Origin of the sequence: Achromobacter sp. ESBL13 (assembly GCF_036668755.1) — a bacterium.
In the GTDB taxonomy this organism is placed as follows: domain Bacteria; phylum Pseudomonadota; class Gammaproteobacteria; order Burkholderiales; family Burkholderiaceae_B; genus Achromobacter.
On the sequence record NZ_JAZEVT010000002.1, the window covers coordinates 176,339 to 191,130 of the forward strand.

Sequence of the window (14,792 nt, forward strand, 5' to 3'; positions counted from 1 at the left end):
GCACAGGAAAGGAAACGCCACCATGCGACGCATCGTACTGAAGACCCTGGCCGCCAGCCTGGCCGCCGCTTGCCTGTCCCTGCCGGCACAGGCGCAAAACAAACCCGTCGAAGTTGAGTTCTATTACCCGGTCGCCGTCGGCGGCCCGATCACCAAGATCGTCGACGACATGGTCGCGGACTTCCAAAAGGAAAATCCCGACATCAAGATCAAGCCGATCTACGCCGGCTCGTATCAGGATTCGATCGCCAAGGCGCTGACGGCGCTCAAGGGCGGCACGCCGCCGCAACTGGCCGTGCTGCTGTCCACCGACATGTTCACGCTGATCGATGAAGACGCCATCGTGCCGATCGATTCGCTGGCGAAAAGCGACGCCGACAAAAAGTGGCTGGGCAGCTTCTACGACGCCTTCATGCAGAACAGCCGCACGGGCGGCCACACCTGGGGCGTGCCGTTCCAGCGTTCGACCATCGTGATGTACTACAACAAGGACCTGTTCAAGGCAGCGGGCCTGGACCCCGAACGCGCGCCCGCAACCTGGGCCGAGCTGGTCGATTACGGCAAGAAGCTGACCAAGCAGGACGCCTCGGGCAACACCACGCAGTGGGGCATCGAGATCCCGTCGGGCGGCGCGTTTGCGTACTGGCTGTTCCAGGCGCTGACCACGCCGAACGGCGCGATCCTGATGAACGAAGCCGGCAACGAGGTCTACCTGGACAAGCCGGCGGTGGTGGAAGCCGCGCAGTTCTGGCGCGACCTGTCGGCCAAGCACAAGATCATGCCCACCGGCACCATCGACTGGGGCACCACGCCCAAGGACTTCCTGGAAAAGAAGGCGGCCATGGTCTGGACCACCACCGGCAACCTGACCAACATCCGCAAGAACGCCGACTTCCCGTTCGGCGTGGCGATGATGCCGCAGCAAAAGCGCGGCGGCAGCCCGACGGGCGGCGGCAACTTCTATATCTTCAAGAGCGGCACCCCGGCGCAGCAGCAGGCCGCGCTCAAGTTCGCGCAGTGGGTCACCACGCCCGAACGCGCGGCCGACTGGAGCATCGCCACCGGCTACGTCGCCGTGACGCCGGCGGCCTGGCAAACCGAGAAGATGAAGAAGTACGCGCAGGAAGTGCCGGCCGCCGCGGTCGCGCGCGACCAGCTGGAAGTCAGCGTGGCGGAATTTTCCACGCATGAAAACCAGCGCGTCACCAAGACCCTGAACGACGCTCTGCAAGCGGCGTTGACGGGCTCGAAGACGCCGCAGCAGGCGCTGACCGACGCACAGCGCGAGGCCGACCGCATCCTGCGTTCCTACAAATAGACCGACAAGCACGATGAGCCGCTCTTTACATGCGCTTTATGGCTGGCTGCTGTTGCTGCCAGCCATCGTGCTGCTCGCCGCCTTCACGCATTACCCGGCGGTGGCGACGCTTTGGCACAGCTTTTTCTCCACGCCCAAGGGCGCGCGTCCGGCGCGTTTCGTGGGCCTGGAAAACTACGCCGTCATGCGTGACGACCCGGTGTTCTGGCAGTCGCTGTGGAACAACCTGTGGTTTGCGCTGGGCACGATCCCCACGTCCATCGGCATTGCGCTGATCATGGCGCTGTGGGTGAACCGCAACCTGAGCGGTCGCGGCTTTTTACGCATGGCGTACTTCACGCCCACGGTACTGCCGATGGTGGCGGTGGCCAACATCTGGCTGTTCTTCTACACGCCGCAGTACGGGCTGATCGCGCAGGTGATGGGGTGGTTCGGTTCGCCCGGCCCGAACTGGCTGGGCAACCGCGAAACCGCCTTGCCCGCGCTGATGCTGGTCACGGTGTGGAAAGAAGCCGGCTTCTTCATGATCTTCTACCTGGCCGCCTTGCAGACGGTATCGCCGTCGCTGCGCGAGGCGGCCATGCTGGAAGGCGCCTCGCGCTGGCAGTATTTCCGCCGCATTCTGTGGCCGCTGTTGATGCCCACCACGCTGTTCGTGCTGATCAATGCGCTGATCAACGCGTTCCGCCTGGTGGACCATGTGGTGGTCATGACGCGCGGTGGCCCGGACAACGCCAGCACCTTGCTGCTGTACTACATCTACCAGGTGGGTTTCAGTTTCTGGGACACGGCTTACGCCGCCACGCTGACCGTCGTGTTGCTGGTGGTACTGGCGCTGACCGCGCTGTTCAAGTTCCGCTGGCTGGATCGCAGGACGCACTATCAATGAAAGACAAGCTAGATACCCTGGGCGCCTGGGCGCTTGGCCTGTTGTGGATCCTGCCGCTGGCCTACGCGATGTGGGCGGCTTTCCACCCGCCCGCCTATGCAACCCGCTTCGAGCTGTTCGCGCCGTTGACGCTGGATAACTTCGTGCGTGCCTGGCACGCGGCGCCGTTTCCGCGCTACTTCCTGAACACGTTCCTGCTGGTCACGATGGTGCTGGCGGCGCAGTTGGTGCTGTCGACACTGGCCGGATACGCCTTCGCGCGCTTTGAATTCCGGGGCCGCGACTTCGTCTTCATGCTGGTGCTGCTACAGCTGATGATCATGCCCGACGTGCTGCTGGTGGAGAACTACCGCTCCATGAGCCAGCTGGGCATCCGGGACACCGTGTTCGCCATCGGCCTGCCGTATTTCGCGTCGGCGTTCGGCATCTTCCTGCTGCGCCAGACCTTCAAGACGGTGCCGCGCGAACTGGAAGAAGCGGCGCGCATGGAAGGCGCGGGTCCGATGCAGATCCTGTGGAAGGTGTATGTGCCGCTGGCCAAACCGATCTACGTGGCGTACGGGCTGGTGTCGGTCAGCCACCACTGGAACAACTTCCTGTGGCCGCTCATCATCACGAATTCGGTGGAATCCCGGCCGCTGACGGTGGGCTTGCAGGTGTTCTCGTCCACGGACCAGGGCATCGACTGGTCGGTCATTACCGCCGCCACGCTGATGTCGGCGGCGCCGTTGCTGATTGCCTTCCTGCTGTTCCAACGGCAATTCGTGCAGTCGTTCATGCGGGCGGGGATCCGGTAGCCTGTGGCCTGTGCCCAGTGGGGCTGATGCCGCGCACCCGAAAAAAATCCCCGCCTTGAGCGGGGATTTGCTTTTTGGGCGCTGGCCGCCGCAGTGCCGTCAGTAGCCGACGGTCAGCCCCGGCAGGTCCACCGTGATGCGCGGGCGCTCTAACGCCAGCGCCAGGTGCTCCGCGAACTCGCGGGCTTCCTTCGTGTCGGTGGACAGGGTGTCGTAGCCCAAGGCATCGGCCACGCCCAGCACCTTGTCCAGCAACAGCACTTTGCCGCTGGGCCGCAAAGGTTCGCAGCCCAGGGTTTCCCAGGCGCCGTCAAACCAATCGCGCGCGTCGCTTTGGCGTTGCGGGGACGGTTCAACCGTGGCGGTCAGGTCCAGCGACCGGCGGGGGTCGAAAACAATGGTGATGTCGCTGCGCATAAGGGTTTCCTTGAAAGGGCGTCAGGCGGCAAGCGTAAGGCAAAAGACGCCGGTCGGATTGTCCGCCCGGCGACATTGCCTACCACCCGCGCGAGGCTTCCCAAGTGACTTCAACGCCCGCGGCCTGGGACTGCCGCAGCATGTCCAGCAACGGAAACGCGCGTTCCTTCAAACCTACCGTGCGCGCCATGGCGGCGCGGGGCGCCTTGTCTTCGTCGTCTTCGTCGTCAAGCGGCGGCTCGGCATCCGCGATCGCGCTTTCGATGCCGTCGATGGCGGGGCCCAGTTGCTCCACCGTGAAAACACCGCGTTCGGGGATCTTGTCGCCGATGGGTTTGCCCGCTGCCTGCAGAATGGGACCGGCGTGGTCGGACAGCATCAGGACCTCGGCCACGACCTTGGAGTGAAAGGTAATCAGCATATTGCGGTCTCCCTTATTGAATACGTTACATACACTACCGCAACGCCCCAGCGATGCCAACTGGCGCCCTCGCACGCGCGACACGGCCTGGACACCGGGCACGCGCGCCACCGTCTAGGCGTTTGATTTTGTTCAGAGTTCCGCCCGCTGCCCGAACGCTTGCCGGACGGTTTGCCTGCCCGATCCGCCCGGTTGGGCCGCCAAATCAACTATCATTCCGGATGATTCCCGTGACACTGCCGGCCCGGACACCGTCCGTTTGATCCCCGCCTTGGTCACTCACCCAGAACTTCTTCAGACGCCCATGCTCCCCGAGCAACAAAAACAGCTTATCTCCCTGATCCAGGCCGCCGTTGCGCAGAGCCTTCCCGACGCCCAGGCCAATGTGCTGCTTGAGCGCCCCAAGGTTGCCGCGCACGGCGACGTCGCCACCAACGTGGCCATGCAGCTGGCCAAGCCGGCCCGCCGCAACCCGCGCGAACTGGCCCAGGCCATCGTGGAGGCGCTGATGGCCGCCCCCGGCGCCCGAGATCTGGTCGACAGCGCTGAAATCGCCGGCCCCGGCTTCATCAACCTGCGTATCACCGCCGCCGCGCGCCAGGCCGTCATCGCCGCCGTGGCCGAGCAGGGCGCAAGTTTCGGCCGCGCTCCGCGCAGCGGCGAGAAGATCCTGGTTGAATTCGTGTCGGCCAACCCCACCGGCCCGCTGCACGTGGGCCACGCGCGCCAAGCCGCGCTGGGCGACGCCCTGTGCCGCCTGTACGACGCCATCGGCTGGGACGTCACCCGCGAGTTCTACTACAACGACGCCGGCAACCAGATCCACAACCTGGCCATCAGCGTGCAGGCGCGCGCCCGTGGCCTCACCACAGAATCTCCTGACTGGCCGGAAGACGGCTACAAGGGCGACTACATCGCCGACATCGCGCGCGACTTCCAGGCCGGCAAGACCATCCAGCCCTCCGACGGCGAACCCGTCACCGCCACCGGCAATATCGACAACCTGGACGACATCCGCGTCTTCGCCGTGGCGTACCTGCGCCGCGAACAAGACCTGGACCTGCAGGCGTTCGGCCTGGCGTTCGACAACTACTACCTGGAAAGCTCGCTGTACACGTCGGGCCGCGTCGAAGCCACCGTCAAGGCGCTGGTTGCCGGCGGTCATACCTACGAAGAAGGCGGCGCGCTGTGGCTGCGCACCACCGAACTGGGCACGGGCGACGACAAAGACCGCGTCATGCGCAAAAGCGAAGGCGGCTACACCTACTTCGTGCCGGACGTGGCGTATCACAAGGCCAAATGGGAACGCGGCTTTCATCGCGCCGTGAACATCCAGGGCAGCGACCACCACGGCACCGTGGCCCGCGTGCGCGCCGGCTTGCAGGCGCTGGAAGAGGGCATCCCCAAGGACTACCCGTCGTACGTGCTGCACAAGATGGTCAAGGTGATGCGCGGCGGCGAAGAGGTCAAGATCTCCAAGCGCGCCGGCAGCTACGTCACCATGCGCGACCTGATCGATTGGGTTGGCCGCGACGCCGTGCGCTACTTCCTGATCCAGCGCCGCGCCGACACCGAATTTGTATTTGACGTGGACCTGGCCTTGTCGAAAAGCGACGAAAACCCGGTCTATTACATCCAGTACGCGCACGCCCGCATCTGCACGATGATCAACAACGCCGGCATGCCCGCTGCCGACGTGGCCGCTGCCGATACGTCCTTGCTGACCGCGCCGTCCGAATTCGCGCTGATGCAACGCCTGGCCGAATTCCCCAACGTGGTGGCACTGGCCGCGCAAGATTTGTCGCCGCACCACATCGCTTTCTGGCTGCGCGATTGCGCCTCGGACTTCCACGCCTGGTACAGCGCCGAGCGCGTGCTGGTGGACGACGTGCCCCTGAAGCTGGCGCGCCTGCGCCTGGCCGCCACCACGCGTCAGGTCCTGGCCAACGGCCTGGAGCTGATGGGCGTTTCCGCGCCCGAGCGGATGTAACATCGGTTCATGGCAACAAAGCGCAAAACCACCCGCCGTTCCTCTGGCGAAAGCGGCAGCACCCTTTACGGGGCGCTGGCCGGCCTGCTCATCGGTCTGATCGTGGCCGCCGTCGTGGCCTTCTACGTCACCAAGGCCCCGATCCCGTTCGTGGACCGGGCCACCCGTCAGGGCGACCCCGGCAAGCTGCCCGACCCGCGTCAGGCGCCGGACCCTAACGCGGGCCTGTACGGCCGCGACGGCGCGGCGGGCGCGCCGCCCACCGGTCCCACCGCCACCGCTCCGGCGCCGCTGCCGGGCGCCGGCACGGGCTCGGGCACCGCGTCCAAGCCTGATGAGACCCCGTCCCGGCTGGACGACCTGGGCGCCCTGATCGCCACGCTGCCGTCCACCGCCAAGCCGCAAGCTGCCGCTCCCGCGGCCAGCGCCCCCGGCACCGCCCCCACGCCTTTGTCCAAGCCCGCACCAGCGCCCACGCCGGCTCCTGCCGCCAAGGCCGCCGCGCCGGCCGCAACCGGCACGTACTACCTGCAAGCCGGCGCATTCCGGGGCGAGAACGACGCGGAATCGCTCAAGGCCCGCATTATTCTGCTGGGCTTGCCGGTTGCCGTGCAGAAGGCCGAAGTGAACGGCAAGCCGCTGAACCGCGTGCGTGTCGGCCCGTTTGCGCGGCTGGACGACATGAACCGGGCGCGTGGCCGCCTGGGCGAAAACAAGATCGAGACCGCCGTGGTGCGCCAGTAGCGCAATGCGGCGCCATTTTTTCATTGAACTAATCCGGCCCTGGGCCTGTCTGTAACTTTTTACTCAGGAACCTCTCATCCATGTTGTCCCCCAAGATCGTACGCATCATGGCCGCGGCCGCGCTGACCGCCTCCGCGTTCTTCAGCCCGGTTAGCCACGCCCAAGGCACCCAAGCCTACGTGGCCATCAACCCGCCGCTGCCCTCCGACACCCCGGGCAAAGTGGAAGTACTGGAATTTTTCGCCTACACCTGCCCGCACTGCGCCGCCATGGAACCCATGGTGGAAACCTGGGCCAAATCCGCCCCGGCCGACGTCGTGCTCAAGCAGGTTCCCATTGCGTTCAATGCCGGCATGAAGCCGCTGCAACAGGTCTACTACACGTTCATGGCCCTGGAACGCCCCGACCTGCACGCCAAATTCTTCACCGCCATCCACGGTGAAAACAAGCGCCTGTTCGACAAGAAGTCCATGGGCGAATGGGCCGCCTCGCAAGGCGTGGACCGCGCCAAGTTCGATTCCGTGTTCGACTCGTTCAGCGTGCAGACCCAAGTGCAGCGCGCCACGCAGCTGGCCGAGGCCTACCGCATCGACGGCACCCCGTCGTTTGCCGTCGGCGGCAAGTTCATGACCTCGCCGGTCATGGCGGGCAACAGCTACGAAGGCGCCCTGAAGGAAGTCGACAAGCTGATCCCGATGGCGCGCAACAAGTAAGTCACGCGTTCATCTCGCTTCATTGTGCAAAACGCCTCGGCCACATGGCCGAGGCGTTTTTCTTTGGGAAATCGTTGAGAAAGTCTTCCAACTTTCTGATGTGCCGGGGCTACACTTTTGCCACAAGAATTCGCCGCGACGACGGCATCAAAAGGGTGGAAGACAAATGAAGCAGCAATTTTTGCGCATACGCGCGGCACGAGCGCTGGGCCTGTGCCTGGCATTGACCGCCATTGCCACGCACGCCAATACGGCGGACGGCGTGAAGATCGGCGTACTGACCGACATGGCGGGCGTTACCGCCGACGCCACCGGCAAGGGGTCGGTGGAAGCCGCCCGGCTGGCCATCGAAGAGATGGGCGGCACGGTGCTGGGCAAGCCGATTTCACTGGTCTCGGGCGACCACCAACACCGCCCCGACATCGGCAGCAGCATGGTCCGCAAGTGGTACGACACCGACGGCGTGGACGTCGTGGTGGACGTGCCCAATTCCTCGGTCGCGCTGGCGGTGCAGGGCATCGCGCGCGAAAAGAAGAAACTGGTGCTGTTCTCCAGCCCCGGCACCACCGCGCTGTCGCAGGCGCAGTGCTCGCCCTACGGCGTGCAGTGGACGTACACCACCTATGCCTTGTCGCGCGGCACCGCCACCGCCGTGGTCAATGAAGGCAACAAGCGCTGGTTCATCCTGGCGTCGGACTACGCCTTCGGCAAGCAGTTGGCGGCGGACACGGAAACCGTCGTGAAAGCCAACGGCGGTGAAATCGTGGGCACCGTGTTCCACCCCCTGAACGCGTCGGACTTTGCCTCGTTCCTGTTGCAGGCGCAGGGCTCCAAGGCGCAGATCATCGCCATTGCGAACGCGGGCGGCGACACGATTTCGGCCATCAAGCAGGCGGCGGAATTCGGCATCGGCGGTGTACAGCAGCTGGCCGCCATGTTGTTGCTGATCACCGACGTGCACAGCCTGGGGCTGCAAGCCGCGCAGAAGACCTACCTGACCGTGCCGTCGTACTGGGACATGAACGACGGCACGCGCGCCTTCACCAAAAAGTTCGAGGCGCGCGTCGGCCGCCCGCCCACCTTCCTGCAAGCCGGTGTGTACGGCCAGGTGCGGCACTACCTGCAAGCCGTGAAGGCGGCCGGCACGGCGGACCCGGACGCGGTGATGGCCAAGATGAAGTCGCTGCCCATCGACGACCCGTTCAGCATGAATGCACGCATTCGCGAAGACGGCCTGGTGGTGCGCGACATGATGCTGGCGCAGGTGAAGACGCCCGCGCAATCGAAGGCGCCCTGGGACTACTACAACATCGTGCGCAGCATTCCCGGCGACACATTGGCCTGGCCGCTGTCGGACAGCCAATGCCCGCTGGTCAAGCGATGACGCGGCCCAAGCCTGAAACCGGGGCTGCCCCGCGCGCGCAGCCCCGGGGCGATGCCGTCACACTGGCCGACTTCGGCAGCTTCTACGCGGGCGGCAGGCCGGTGCGCGTGGCCGGGCTGCCGCAGCGCGAGATCGCCTTCACAAAAAGCGCGTCGCTGGCGTATGACCCTAACGGCCTGTACCACTTCGAGCAGGCCTATGTGCAGTATTTCGTCCCGGCACGGCTGGCGCATCCGCTGCCCATCGTGTTGCTGCACGGCGGCGGGATGACGGGAGCGATGTGGGAACAGACGCCGGACGGCCGGGCGGGCTGGATGCAGCACTTTCTGCGCCAGGGCCATGCGGTGTATGTCGTGGACAACGTCGAACGCGGCCGCGCCGGCTGGGCGCCGTTTGAGCAGGTGTGGCCCGAGGCGCCCATCATCCGCACCGCCGAAGAAAGCTGGTCGTTGTTTCGCCTGGGCCGCGCGGAGGATTTCGAGACGCGTCGTGCATTCGCGGGCCAGCGCTTTCCGGTGGGTGCGTTCGACGATTTCATCCGACACGCAGTGCCGCGCTGGCTGGGCAACAACGAGGCGGCATTGCACGGTTTCTGCGCGGCGCTGGATCGCATCGGGCCCTGTTTGGTCGTGGCGCACAGCCATGGCGGCGAGGTCGCTTACCGGGCGCTGCACGCGCGGCCCGACCTGGTGCGCGCCGTGATCGGTATCGAACCGTCGGGCTACTCCGCCGACGTCACGGCCGCCGCCGTGGCAAACAAGCCGTTCCTGTTCGTCTATGGCGACTATCTGGACGCCACGCCGCTATGGCGACGCCTGTGCGCAAGCGGGCAGGACTACGCCGACTCGCTGGCGGGCCACGGCGCCCGGGTAGACACGTGGAGGCTGGCCGACATGGGTATCGCCGGCAATTCGCACATGCCGATGATGGATGACAACAGCGACGACATTGCCGCGCGCATCGGCGCGTGGATACGCGGCACGGTCGCGGGTGACTAAGCCGGGGCGACTAAGCCGGGGCGACTAAGCCCGGGGAAACTACGCCGGTGACTACGCAGGGGGACTACGCGCGCCGCGATGCCCGGCGCAGCGTCGCGGCATCCGGCGCCGCCATGCCGCATCCGGCGCCGCGGCGCCGCGGCGTCACAGTGGCGCGCGTCGCTATGCGCTGACCGCCGCCGCCTTTTCCAGCGCCTGGGTCAGGTCCGCGATGATGTCCTCGGGCGCTTCCAGGCCGATGTGCAAACGCACCAGCGCGTTCTCGCCTTCGCCCCAATAGCGGTGCTTGGACAAATCCTTGGGCGACACCAACTGCACCAGGCTTTCGTAGCCGCCCCACGAAAAGCCGATGCCGAACAAGGTCAGTGCGTCCACGAACGCGCGCGCGGCAGCGGGCGACAGCCGCAACTCAACCGACAGCATGCCGTTGGACCCGGAACAATCGCGCTGCCACAACGCGTGGCCGGGATCTTCGGGCAATGCGGGGTGAAAAAGGCGCACGGTTTCGGGGCGGCTTTTGAAGAATTCGCACACCTGCAAGGCATGGCGCGCGTGCTGCGCCATGCGGATCGGCATCGTGCGCACGCCGCGCAGCGCCAGCCAGGCGTCGTCTGCGCTGATGGAATAGCCCATCGCGTACTGCGTGCGGTTCAGTTTTTTGGCGATGGCTTCGTCGTTGGTCACCACCGCGCCCAGCATCAGGTCAGAGTGCCCGCCCACGTACTTGGTGCCGGCAATGATCGACACCTGCGCCCCCAGCGTCAACGGACGGTAGATGTAGCCCGAGCCCCAGGTGTTGTCGGTGGCCAGCACCAAGCCGTGGCGCTTGGCGAAGGCCGCCATGGCGCCCATGTCCAGCATTTCAAACAGCAGCGAGCCCGGCGACTCGACGTACAGCAACTTTGTGTTGGGCCGCACCAGCGCGTCCAGGTCTTCGTCGGCCGCGAAGTAGGTGATGTCGATGTTCATGCGCTTGAGCACGGCATCGTCCAGTTCCCGCATCGGGCCGTAGACGCAATCGGAGATCAGCGCGTGGTCACCGGCCGAGCACAGCGCCATCATCACCATCGTCATCGCGGACAAGCCCGACGACGCCAGGTAGCAATGCGTGCCGCCCTCCAGCTGCGTAAAGACCTGTTCCAGCGCGGCGTGGGTGTCCATGCCCATGCGGCCATAGGTCGTGGCGCGGCCGCCTTCGGCCTTGCTGCGCTGCGCCTGTTCCAGGGCGGCCAGGTTCTGAAAGCGCACGGTGCTGGCGCGCATGGGCGGCAGCGGCACGGGCGCGGTACCGGTCTGGGGGTCGAACGGGGCGGTGCCCGCGTGCTGCAAAACCGTATCGATGTGTTTGGAGGTCATCTTCGAAGGAACGCTGGAGAAATGAACAGGGGCCGGACTCGGGGCGAACAGGCTGAACCTTATCAGGCGCGGCGGCGCCTGTCCCTAGCCGGTGACCCAGCGGACCGTTTCGGACAGGTCGGCGCGGCGCGTGCGGTAGCTGTTGGCGGGATGATCGGCATCGGCATAGCCGAACGAAATGCCGCAGACCACGCGCCGGTCGGCATCGATGCCCAGCACGTCGCGCAACACCTCGGGATACATCGCCAGCGACGCCTGGGCCACCGTGGCCACGCCGTTGGCCTGGGCGGCCAGCAGGAAGTTGGCGACGTACCCGCCGCAATCCATGGCGCCGTATTCGCCCAGCGCTTCGTCGGTAGTGATGATGGCCACGTGCGGCGCATCGAACAGTTGAAAATTGCGCATTTCCTGCCGGCGGTAGGCGTCACGATCACCGCGCGCCACGCCCACCGCGCCGTACAGTTGAAAGCCGGATTCGCGACGGCGCGCCAGGTATTCGTTGCGGTATTCGCGGGGGAAGGGGAAGTCGGGGGTAAAGCCTGACGGCGCATCGGCTTGTTGCGCTCGCGCCAGCAGCGCGGCGCGCAAGCGTTCGGTACCCGCGCCTTCGGTCACCGCGACGCGCCAGGGCTGGCAGTTGCACCATGACGCCGTGCGCTGAGCCAGCGTCAGGATGCGTTCGATGACGTCGCGCGGCACCGGCGTGGGCAGGAAGGCGCGGCAGCTGTGCCGCGCCAGCAGCAGGGCTTGCAGCGCGGCATCGGCGCGCGTTGCGTCGCCGGGATGCGTCGCGGCGTCGTCGTGCATCGCGGATTGCGTTGCATCGTGGGTGGCATGTTGCGCCCGAGCGGTTTGAGATACCTGGGATGCCTGGGATGCCTGGGATGCCTGCGCGGCGTTTGTCGTCATGGTGTGTGTCTCTCTCTGTCCTTGGGGTTGCATGGCAAGGCTGAACAGCGGGGAAATTGCCCTTATGATGCCATTCTCCGGCTACCCGGCGCCCACCTCCACCAGGCCACGTCCCATGCTGCCCTTCGACACCCTGATCGCTTTTTTCGGCATTGCCGTGCTGCTGGCGCTGACGCCCGGGCCGGACAATGTGTTCGTGCTGATGCAGTCCGCTATCTGGGGACGCAAGGCGGGCATGCTGGTGGTGTTGGGGCTGTGCACCGGTCTGCTGGGTCACACGGCCGCCGTCGCGCTCGGTCTTGCCGCGGTGTTTGCCGCGTCGCCCATGGCGTTCACGGCGCTTAAGCTGGCGGGCGCGGCGTACCTGACGTACCTGGCCTGGCAAATCCTGCGCGCGCCGGTCGAATCGGACGACGGCAAGCGGCCCGAACCGCTCAAGCCCGGCGCGCTGTACCGGCGCGGCATCGTCATGAACCTGACCAATCCCAAGGTGCTGCTGTTCTTCTTTGCCTTCCTGCCGCAATTCACCACGCCCGCCCTGGGCCCGGTCGGCTTGCAGGTCATGCAGCTGGGCGCGGTGTTCATGGTGTCGACGTTGCTGGTGTTCGGCGCCATCGCGTTCTTTTCCGGCGCGTTCGGCGAACTGCTGCAACGCTCGGTCACGGCCAAGCGCTGGTTGAATCGCATCGCCGCGCTGGTGTTCGTGGGCCTGGCCGTCAGACTGGCCACGGCGACGCGCTGACGGGTCCTGCCAGGAACCCGCCGCGCTTGTCGATCACGCAGCCGTGAACCGCACGATGCCGTCGTCGCCGGTGGCACGACGCAGCTTGCCTTCGAAATACAGCGCATGCAGGTGCGCCAGCGCTTCACCCATGGCGAAGGTCAGCTGATGCAGGTCCAGCTTGCGCTTGAACAACACGGGCAGGATGTCCGTCGTTGACCGCGGCTGCGCGGCGCAAGCCTCCAGCACTTCAGCCAGACGATCGCGGTGGTGTTCATGCTGCTGCGCAATGCGCTCGTGCAGGCCCTTGAACGGCCGGCCGTGCGAGGGCAGCACCAGCGCGTCGCGGGGCAGGCCGGCGTAGCCGTCCAGCGACCGCAGGTACAGCGGCAAGGGGTTGGCGTCCGGCTCGTAATCGAACACGCTGACGTTGGTGGAAATGCGCGGCAGCACCATGTCGCCCGAGATCAACACGTTCAGGTCGGGGCTGTACAGCGAGGCATGCTCCGGCGCATGGCCGTAACCCACGATCACGCGCCAGTCATGGTCACCGATGCGAACTTGATCGCCGTGCATGATGCGCGTGTAGCGGGCGGGCACAGCCGGCACCAGGTTGGGGTAGTAGTTGGCGCGCTGGCGGATCTGCTCTTGCGCGTCCAGGTCCGTCAGGCCGTGGCGCGCAAAGTGTTCGACGGCGGACTGGCCGCCCGGGCCACCGCCCGCTTCGTTGCGGCGCGACGACCACAACGAGGCCACCATGAAGTCCGTCATCGTCATCCACAGCCGTGCGTTCCAGCGTTCGCACAGCCAATGGGCAAGGCCGACGTGGTCAGGGTGCATATGCGTGACCAGCACGCGCAGCACGGGCAGCCCTTCAAGTTCGTTCTTGAAGACGTCTTCCCACAGCGTTTTGACCTCGTCGCGCGAGATGCCACAGTCAACGATGGTCCAGCCGTCCTGGCCATCGATGCGGTCGCGCAGCAGCCAGAGGTTGATATGATCCAGCGCGAACGGCAGCGGCATCCGGATCCACTTGACGCCTTCCGCCACCACATGGGCCCGGCCGGCTTCGGGCTGGAAGTCCGCCCAGGGGTACTGCAATTTCTGTTCGTTGGGGTTCATTGCCTCTTGCTCCACGCTTGACGTTGACGTCAAGTCATCATAATTTACGTTTACGTAAACTGCCACACGCCGCATGCCCTCGTCAACCTGGACCATCTCGGAACTCGCCCGCGAGTTCGACGTCACGCCCCGCACGATCCGCTTCTATGAAGACCAGGGTATCGTCAGCCCGGCGCGCGAGGGCCGCAACCGCATCTTTGGTCCGCGCGACCGCACGCGCCTGAAACTGGCGCTGCGCGGCAAACGCCTGGGATTGCAGCTGTCTGAAATCCTGACGCTGATCGACATGTACGACGGCCCCGGCGATACCGAAGTGCAATTGCGCCAGTACCTCAGCGTGCTGGAACAGCATCGCGACACGCTGGAACAGCAGCGCCGCGACATCGAAGACACCTTGCAGGAAATTGCCCAGCAGGAACGCGAATGCCGCGCGCTGCTGGCGCAAAAACCCTGAAGGCGCGCTCATGGCCGCCTTGCAGACCCTTGCGCTGTTCGTCCTGACGGCGCTGGCCGAAATCATCGGCTGCTACCTCCCGTACCTGTGGTTACGCAAGGGCCATTCCATCTGGTTACTGGCCCCGGCCGCGGCCAGCCTGGCGCTGTTCGCCTGGCTGCTGACCTTGCACCCGGCCGCCTCCGGCCGGGTCTACGCGGCTTACGGCGGCGTGTACATCGGCATGGCGCTGATGTGGTTGTGGGCAGTGGACGGCCTGCGGCCCAGCGCAAGCGACTGGCTGGGCGTCGGCCTGTGCCTGGCCGGCATGCTTGTGATCATGTTCGGGCCCCGACCGGCCTGAAGCGTGGCCTGGCCTGGCGCGGCACTGGTCTAACCCCGGCGCCGCCTCAGAAAGTTCCGACCAAAAATAAGACTTTTCCAATATCTTTGCGTCCGACAGGAAGGCAAGATCGGCAATCGCCATCGCCGCTGCATCGCGGCCGTGATCGCCCGAAGCCCTTGCGCCTTTCCTTCGGCTTTGCTTCTGTCTTGCCGGGTTCTTGCGGCGGCGCACGGT

16 protein-coding genes are annotated in these 14,792 nt (G+C 65.6%); 11 read left to right on the forward strand and 5 right to left on the reverse strand.

Features of this window, described 5'->3' with window-relative positions; genetic code table 11:
• The first annotated feature begins 22 nt into the window (after positions 1 to 22).
• Genes V6F88_RS09540 through V6F88_RS09550 form a run of 3 tightly spaced genes read left to right on the forward strand, consistent with a single transcriptional unit; the run spans position 23 to position 3,004 of the window.
• Positions 23 to 1,318 (forward strand): ABC transporter substrate-binding protein, encoded by a 1,296-nt coding sequence (locus V6F88_RS09540; RefSeq protein WP_332609133.1) that lies wholly within the window; start codon positions 23 to 25, stop codon positions 1,316 to 1,318.
• Positions 1,319 to 1,331: 13 nt separating this feature from the next.
• Entirely contained in the window at positions 1,332 to 2,207 is an 876-nt protein-coding gene (locus V6F88_RS09545; RefSeq protein WP_332609134.1) for a carbohydrate ABC transporter permease, read from the forward strand.
• Positions 2,204 to 3,004, forward strand: coding sequence for a carbohydrate ABC transporter permease (locus V6F88_RS09550; protein WP_332609135.1), 801 nt, complete (start codon positions 2,204 to 2,206; stop codon positions 3,002 to 3,004). Before V6F88_RS09545 ends, V6F88_RS09550 begins: the two co-directional genes overlap by 4 nt.
• A gap of 99 nt (positions 3,005 to 3,103) precedes the next feature.
• On the opposite strand, the gene V6F88_RS09555 is transcribed toward V6F88_RS09550, so the two are convergent.
• Positions 3,104 to 3,421, reverse strand: coding sequence for a hypothetical protein (locus tag V6F88_RS09555; RefSeq protein ID WP_046803941.1), 318 nt, complete (start codon positions 3,419 to 3,421; stop codon positions 3,104 to 3,106).
• A gap of 79 nt (positions 3,422 to 3,500) precedes the next feature.
• Positions 3,501 to 3,842, reverse strand: a complete 342-nt coding sequence (locus V6F88_RS09560; protein ID WP_332609137.1) for a DUF1840 domain-containing protein — start codon at positions 3,840 to 3,842, stop codon at positions 3,501 to 3,503.
• A 304-nt stretch (positions 3,843 to 4,146) separates the two neighbouring features.
• Between V6F88_RS09560 and argS the strand changes: the two genes are divergently transcribed.
• From argS to V6F88_RS09585, 5 genes are all read left to right on the forward strand, one after another.
• Positions 4,147 to 5,832: an arginine--tRNA ligase gene (gene argS / locus V6F88_RS09565; protein WP_332609139.1), complete on the forward strand. Its 1,686-nt coding sequence runs from the start codon at positions 4,147 to 4,149 to the stop codon at positions 5,830 to 5,832.
• A gap of 9 nt (positions 5,833 to 5,841) precedes the next feature.
• Positions 5,842 to 6,576 (forward strand): SPOR domain-containing protein, encoded by a 735-nt coding sequence (locus V6F88_RS09570; RefSeq protein WP_332609140.1) that lies wholly within the window; start codon positions 5,842 to 5,844, stop codon positions 6,574 to 6,576.
• 80 nt (positions 6,577 to 6,656) lie between these two features.
• A complete protein-coding gene (locus V6F88_RS09575) occupies positions 6,657 to 7,289 on the forward strand; it encodes a thiol:disulfide interchange protein DsbA/DsbL (RefSeq protein ID WP_332609141.1) in 633 nt (210 codons plus the stop codon).
• Between the two features lie 166 nt (positions 7,290 to 7,455).
• Complete coding sequence (locus tag V6F88_RS09580) at positions 7,456 to 8,673, forward strand: ABC transporter substrate-binding protein (RefSeq protein ID WP_332609142.1); 1,218 nt, start codon at positions 7,456 to 7,458, stop codon at positions 8,671 to 8,673.
• Positions 8,652 to 9,671, forward strand: a complete 1,020-nt coding sequence (locus V6F88_RS09585; RefSeq protein WP_332609143.1) for a hypothetical protein — start codon at positions 8,652 to 8,654, stop codon at positions 9,669 to 9,671. Before V6F88_RS09580 ends, V6F88_RS09585 begins: the two co-directional genes overlap by 22 nt.
• A 162-nt stretch (positions 9,672 to 9,833) precedes the next feature.
• On the opposite strand, the gene metC is transcribed toward V6F88_RS09585, so the two are convergent.
• Entirely contained in the window at positions 9,834 to 11,027 is a 1,194-nt protein-coding gene (metC, locus tag V6F88_RS09590; RefSeq protein ID WP_332609145.1) for a cystathionine beta-lyase, read from the reverse strand.
• Positions 11,028 to 11,111: 84 nt separating this feature from the next.
• Positions 11,112 to 11,834, reverse strand: coding sequence for a nitroreductase (locus V6F88_RS09595; RefSeq protein WP_332610229.1), 723 nt, complete (start codon positions 11,832 to 11,834; stop codon positions 11,112 to 11,114).
• A 217-nt stretch (positions 11,835 to 12,051) separates the two neighbouring features.
• Here V6F88_RS09595 and V6F88_RS09600 point away from each other — a divergent pair, with 217 nt between their 5' ends.
• Positions 12,052 to 12,678 carry a LysE family translocator gene (locus V6F88_RS09600; protein ID WP_332610230.1) on the forward strand — a complete coding sequence of 209 codons (627 nt, stop codon included), beginning with the start codon at positions 12,052 to 12,054 and terminating at the stop codon, positions 12,676 to 12,678.
• Between the two features lie 33 nt (positions 12,679 to 12,711).
• On the opposite strand, the gene V6F88_RS09605 is transcribed toward V6F88_RS09600, so the two are convergent.
• Entirely contained in the window at positions 12,712 to 13,779 is a 1,068-nt protein-coding gene (locus V6F88_RS09605; protein WP_332609146.1) for an MBL fold metallo-hydrolase, read from the reverse strand.
• Between the two features lie 73 nt (positions 13,780 to 13,852).
• Between V6F88_RS09605 and V6F88_RS09610 the strand changes: the two genes are divergently transcribed.
• Both V6F88_RS09610 and V6F88_RS09615 read left to right on the forward strand, forming a co-directional pair.
• The gene (locus V6F88_RS09610) at positions 13,853 to 14,233 is read left to right on the forward strand and encodes a MerR family transcriptional regulator (protein ID WP_046803951.1); all 381 of its coding nucleotides are present in this window, start codon (positions 13,853 to 13,855) and stop codon (positions 14,231 to 14,233) included.
• Positions 14,234 to 14,243: 10 nt separating this feature from the next.
• Entirely contained in the window at positions 14,244 to 14,576 is a 333-nt protein-coding gene (locus V6F88_RS09615; protein ID WP_332609148.1) for a YnfA family protein, read from the forward strand.
• Positions 14,577 to 14,792: the final 216 nt, after the last annotated feature.

What these genes read in the sequence shown, in the direction of transcription:
- V6F88_RS09615 (WP_332609148.1), top strand. Translation starts at nt 14,244, where the DNA reads ATGGCCGCCTTGCAGACCCTTGCGCTGTTCGTCCTGACGGCGCTGGCC.
- V6F88_RS09595 (WP_332610229.1), bottom strand. Translation starts at nt 11,834, where the DNA reads ATGCACGACGACGCCGCGACGCATCCCGGCGACGCAACGCGCGCCGAT.
- V6F88_RS09545 (WP_332609134.1), top strand. Translation starts at nt 1,332, where the DNA reads ATGAGCCGCTCTTTACATGCGCTTTATGGCTGGCTGCTGTTGCTGCCA.
- V6F88_RS09555 (WP_046803941.1), bottom strand. Translation starts at nt 3,421, where the DNA reads ATGCGCAGCGACATCACCATTGTTTTCGACCCCCGCCGGTCGCTGGAC.
- V6F88_RS09610 (WP_046803951.1), top strand. Translation starts at nt 13,853, where the DNA reads ATGCCCTCGTCAACCTGGACCATCTCGGAACTCGCCCGCGAGTTCGAC.
- argS (WP_332609139.1), top strand. Translation starts at nt 4,147, where the DNA reads ATGCTCCCCGAGCAACAAAAACAGCTTATCTCCCTGATCCAGGCCGCC.
- V6F88_RS09605 (WP_332609146.1), bottom strand. Translation starts at nt 13,779, where the DNA reads ATGAACCCCAACGAACAGAAATTGCAGTACCCCTGGGCGGACTTCCAG.
- V6F88_RS09570 (WP_332609140.1), top strand. Translation starts at nt 5,842, where the DNA reads ATGGCAACAAAGCGCAAAACCACCCGCCGTTCCTCTGGCGAAAGCGGC.
- V6F88_RS09585 (WP_332609143.1), top strand. Translation starts at nt 8,652, where the DNA reads ATGCCCGCTGGTCAAGCGATGACGCGGCCCAAGCCTGAAACCGGGGCT.
- metC (WP_332609145.1), bottom strand. Translation starts at nt 11,027, where the DNA reads ATGACCTCCAAACACATCGATACGGTTTTGCAGCACGCGGGCACCGCC.
- V6F88_RS09540 (WP_332609133.1), top strand. Translation starts at nt 23, where the DNA reads ATGCGACGCATCGTACTGAAGACCCTGGCCGCCAGCCTGGCCGCCGCT.
- V6F88_RS09560 (WP_332609137.1), bottom strand. Translation starts at nt 3,842, where the DNA reads ATGCTGATTACCTTTCACTCCAAGGTCGTGGCCGAGGTCCTGATGCTG.
- V6F88_RS09580 (WP_332609142.1), top strand. Translation starts at nt 7,456, where the DNA reads ATGAAGCAGCAATTTTTGCGCATACGCGCGGCACGAGCGCTGGGCCTG.
- V6F88_RS09550 (WP_332609135.1), top strand. Translation starts at nt 2,204, where the DNA reads ATGAAAGACAAGCTAGATACCCTGGGCGCCTGGGCGCTTGGCCTGTTG.
- V6F88_RS09575 (WP_332609141.1), top strand. Translation starts at nt 6,657, where the DNA reads ATGTTGTCCCCCAAGATCGTACGCATCATGGCCGCGGCCGCGCTGACC.
- V6F88_RS09600 (WP_332610230.1), top strand. Translation starts at nt 12,052, where the DNA reads ATGCTGCCCTTCGACACCCTGATCGCTTTTTTCGGCATTGCCGTGCTG.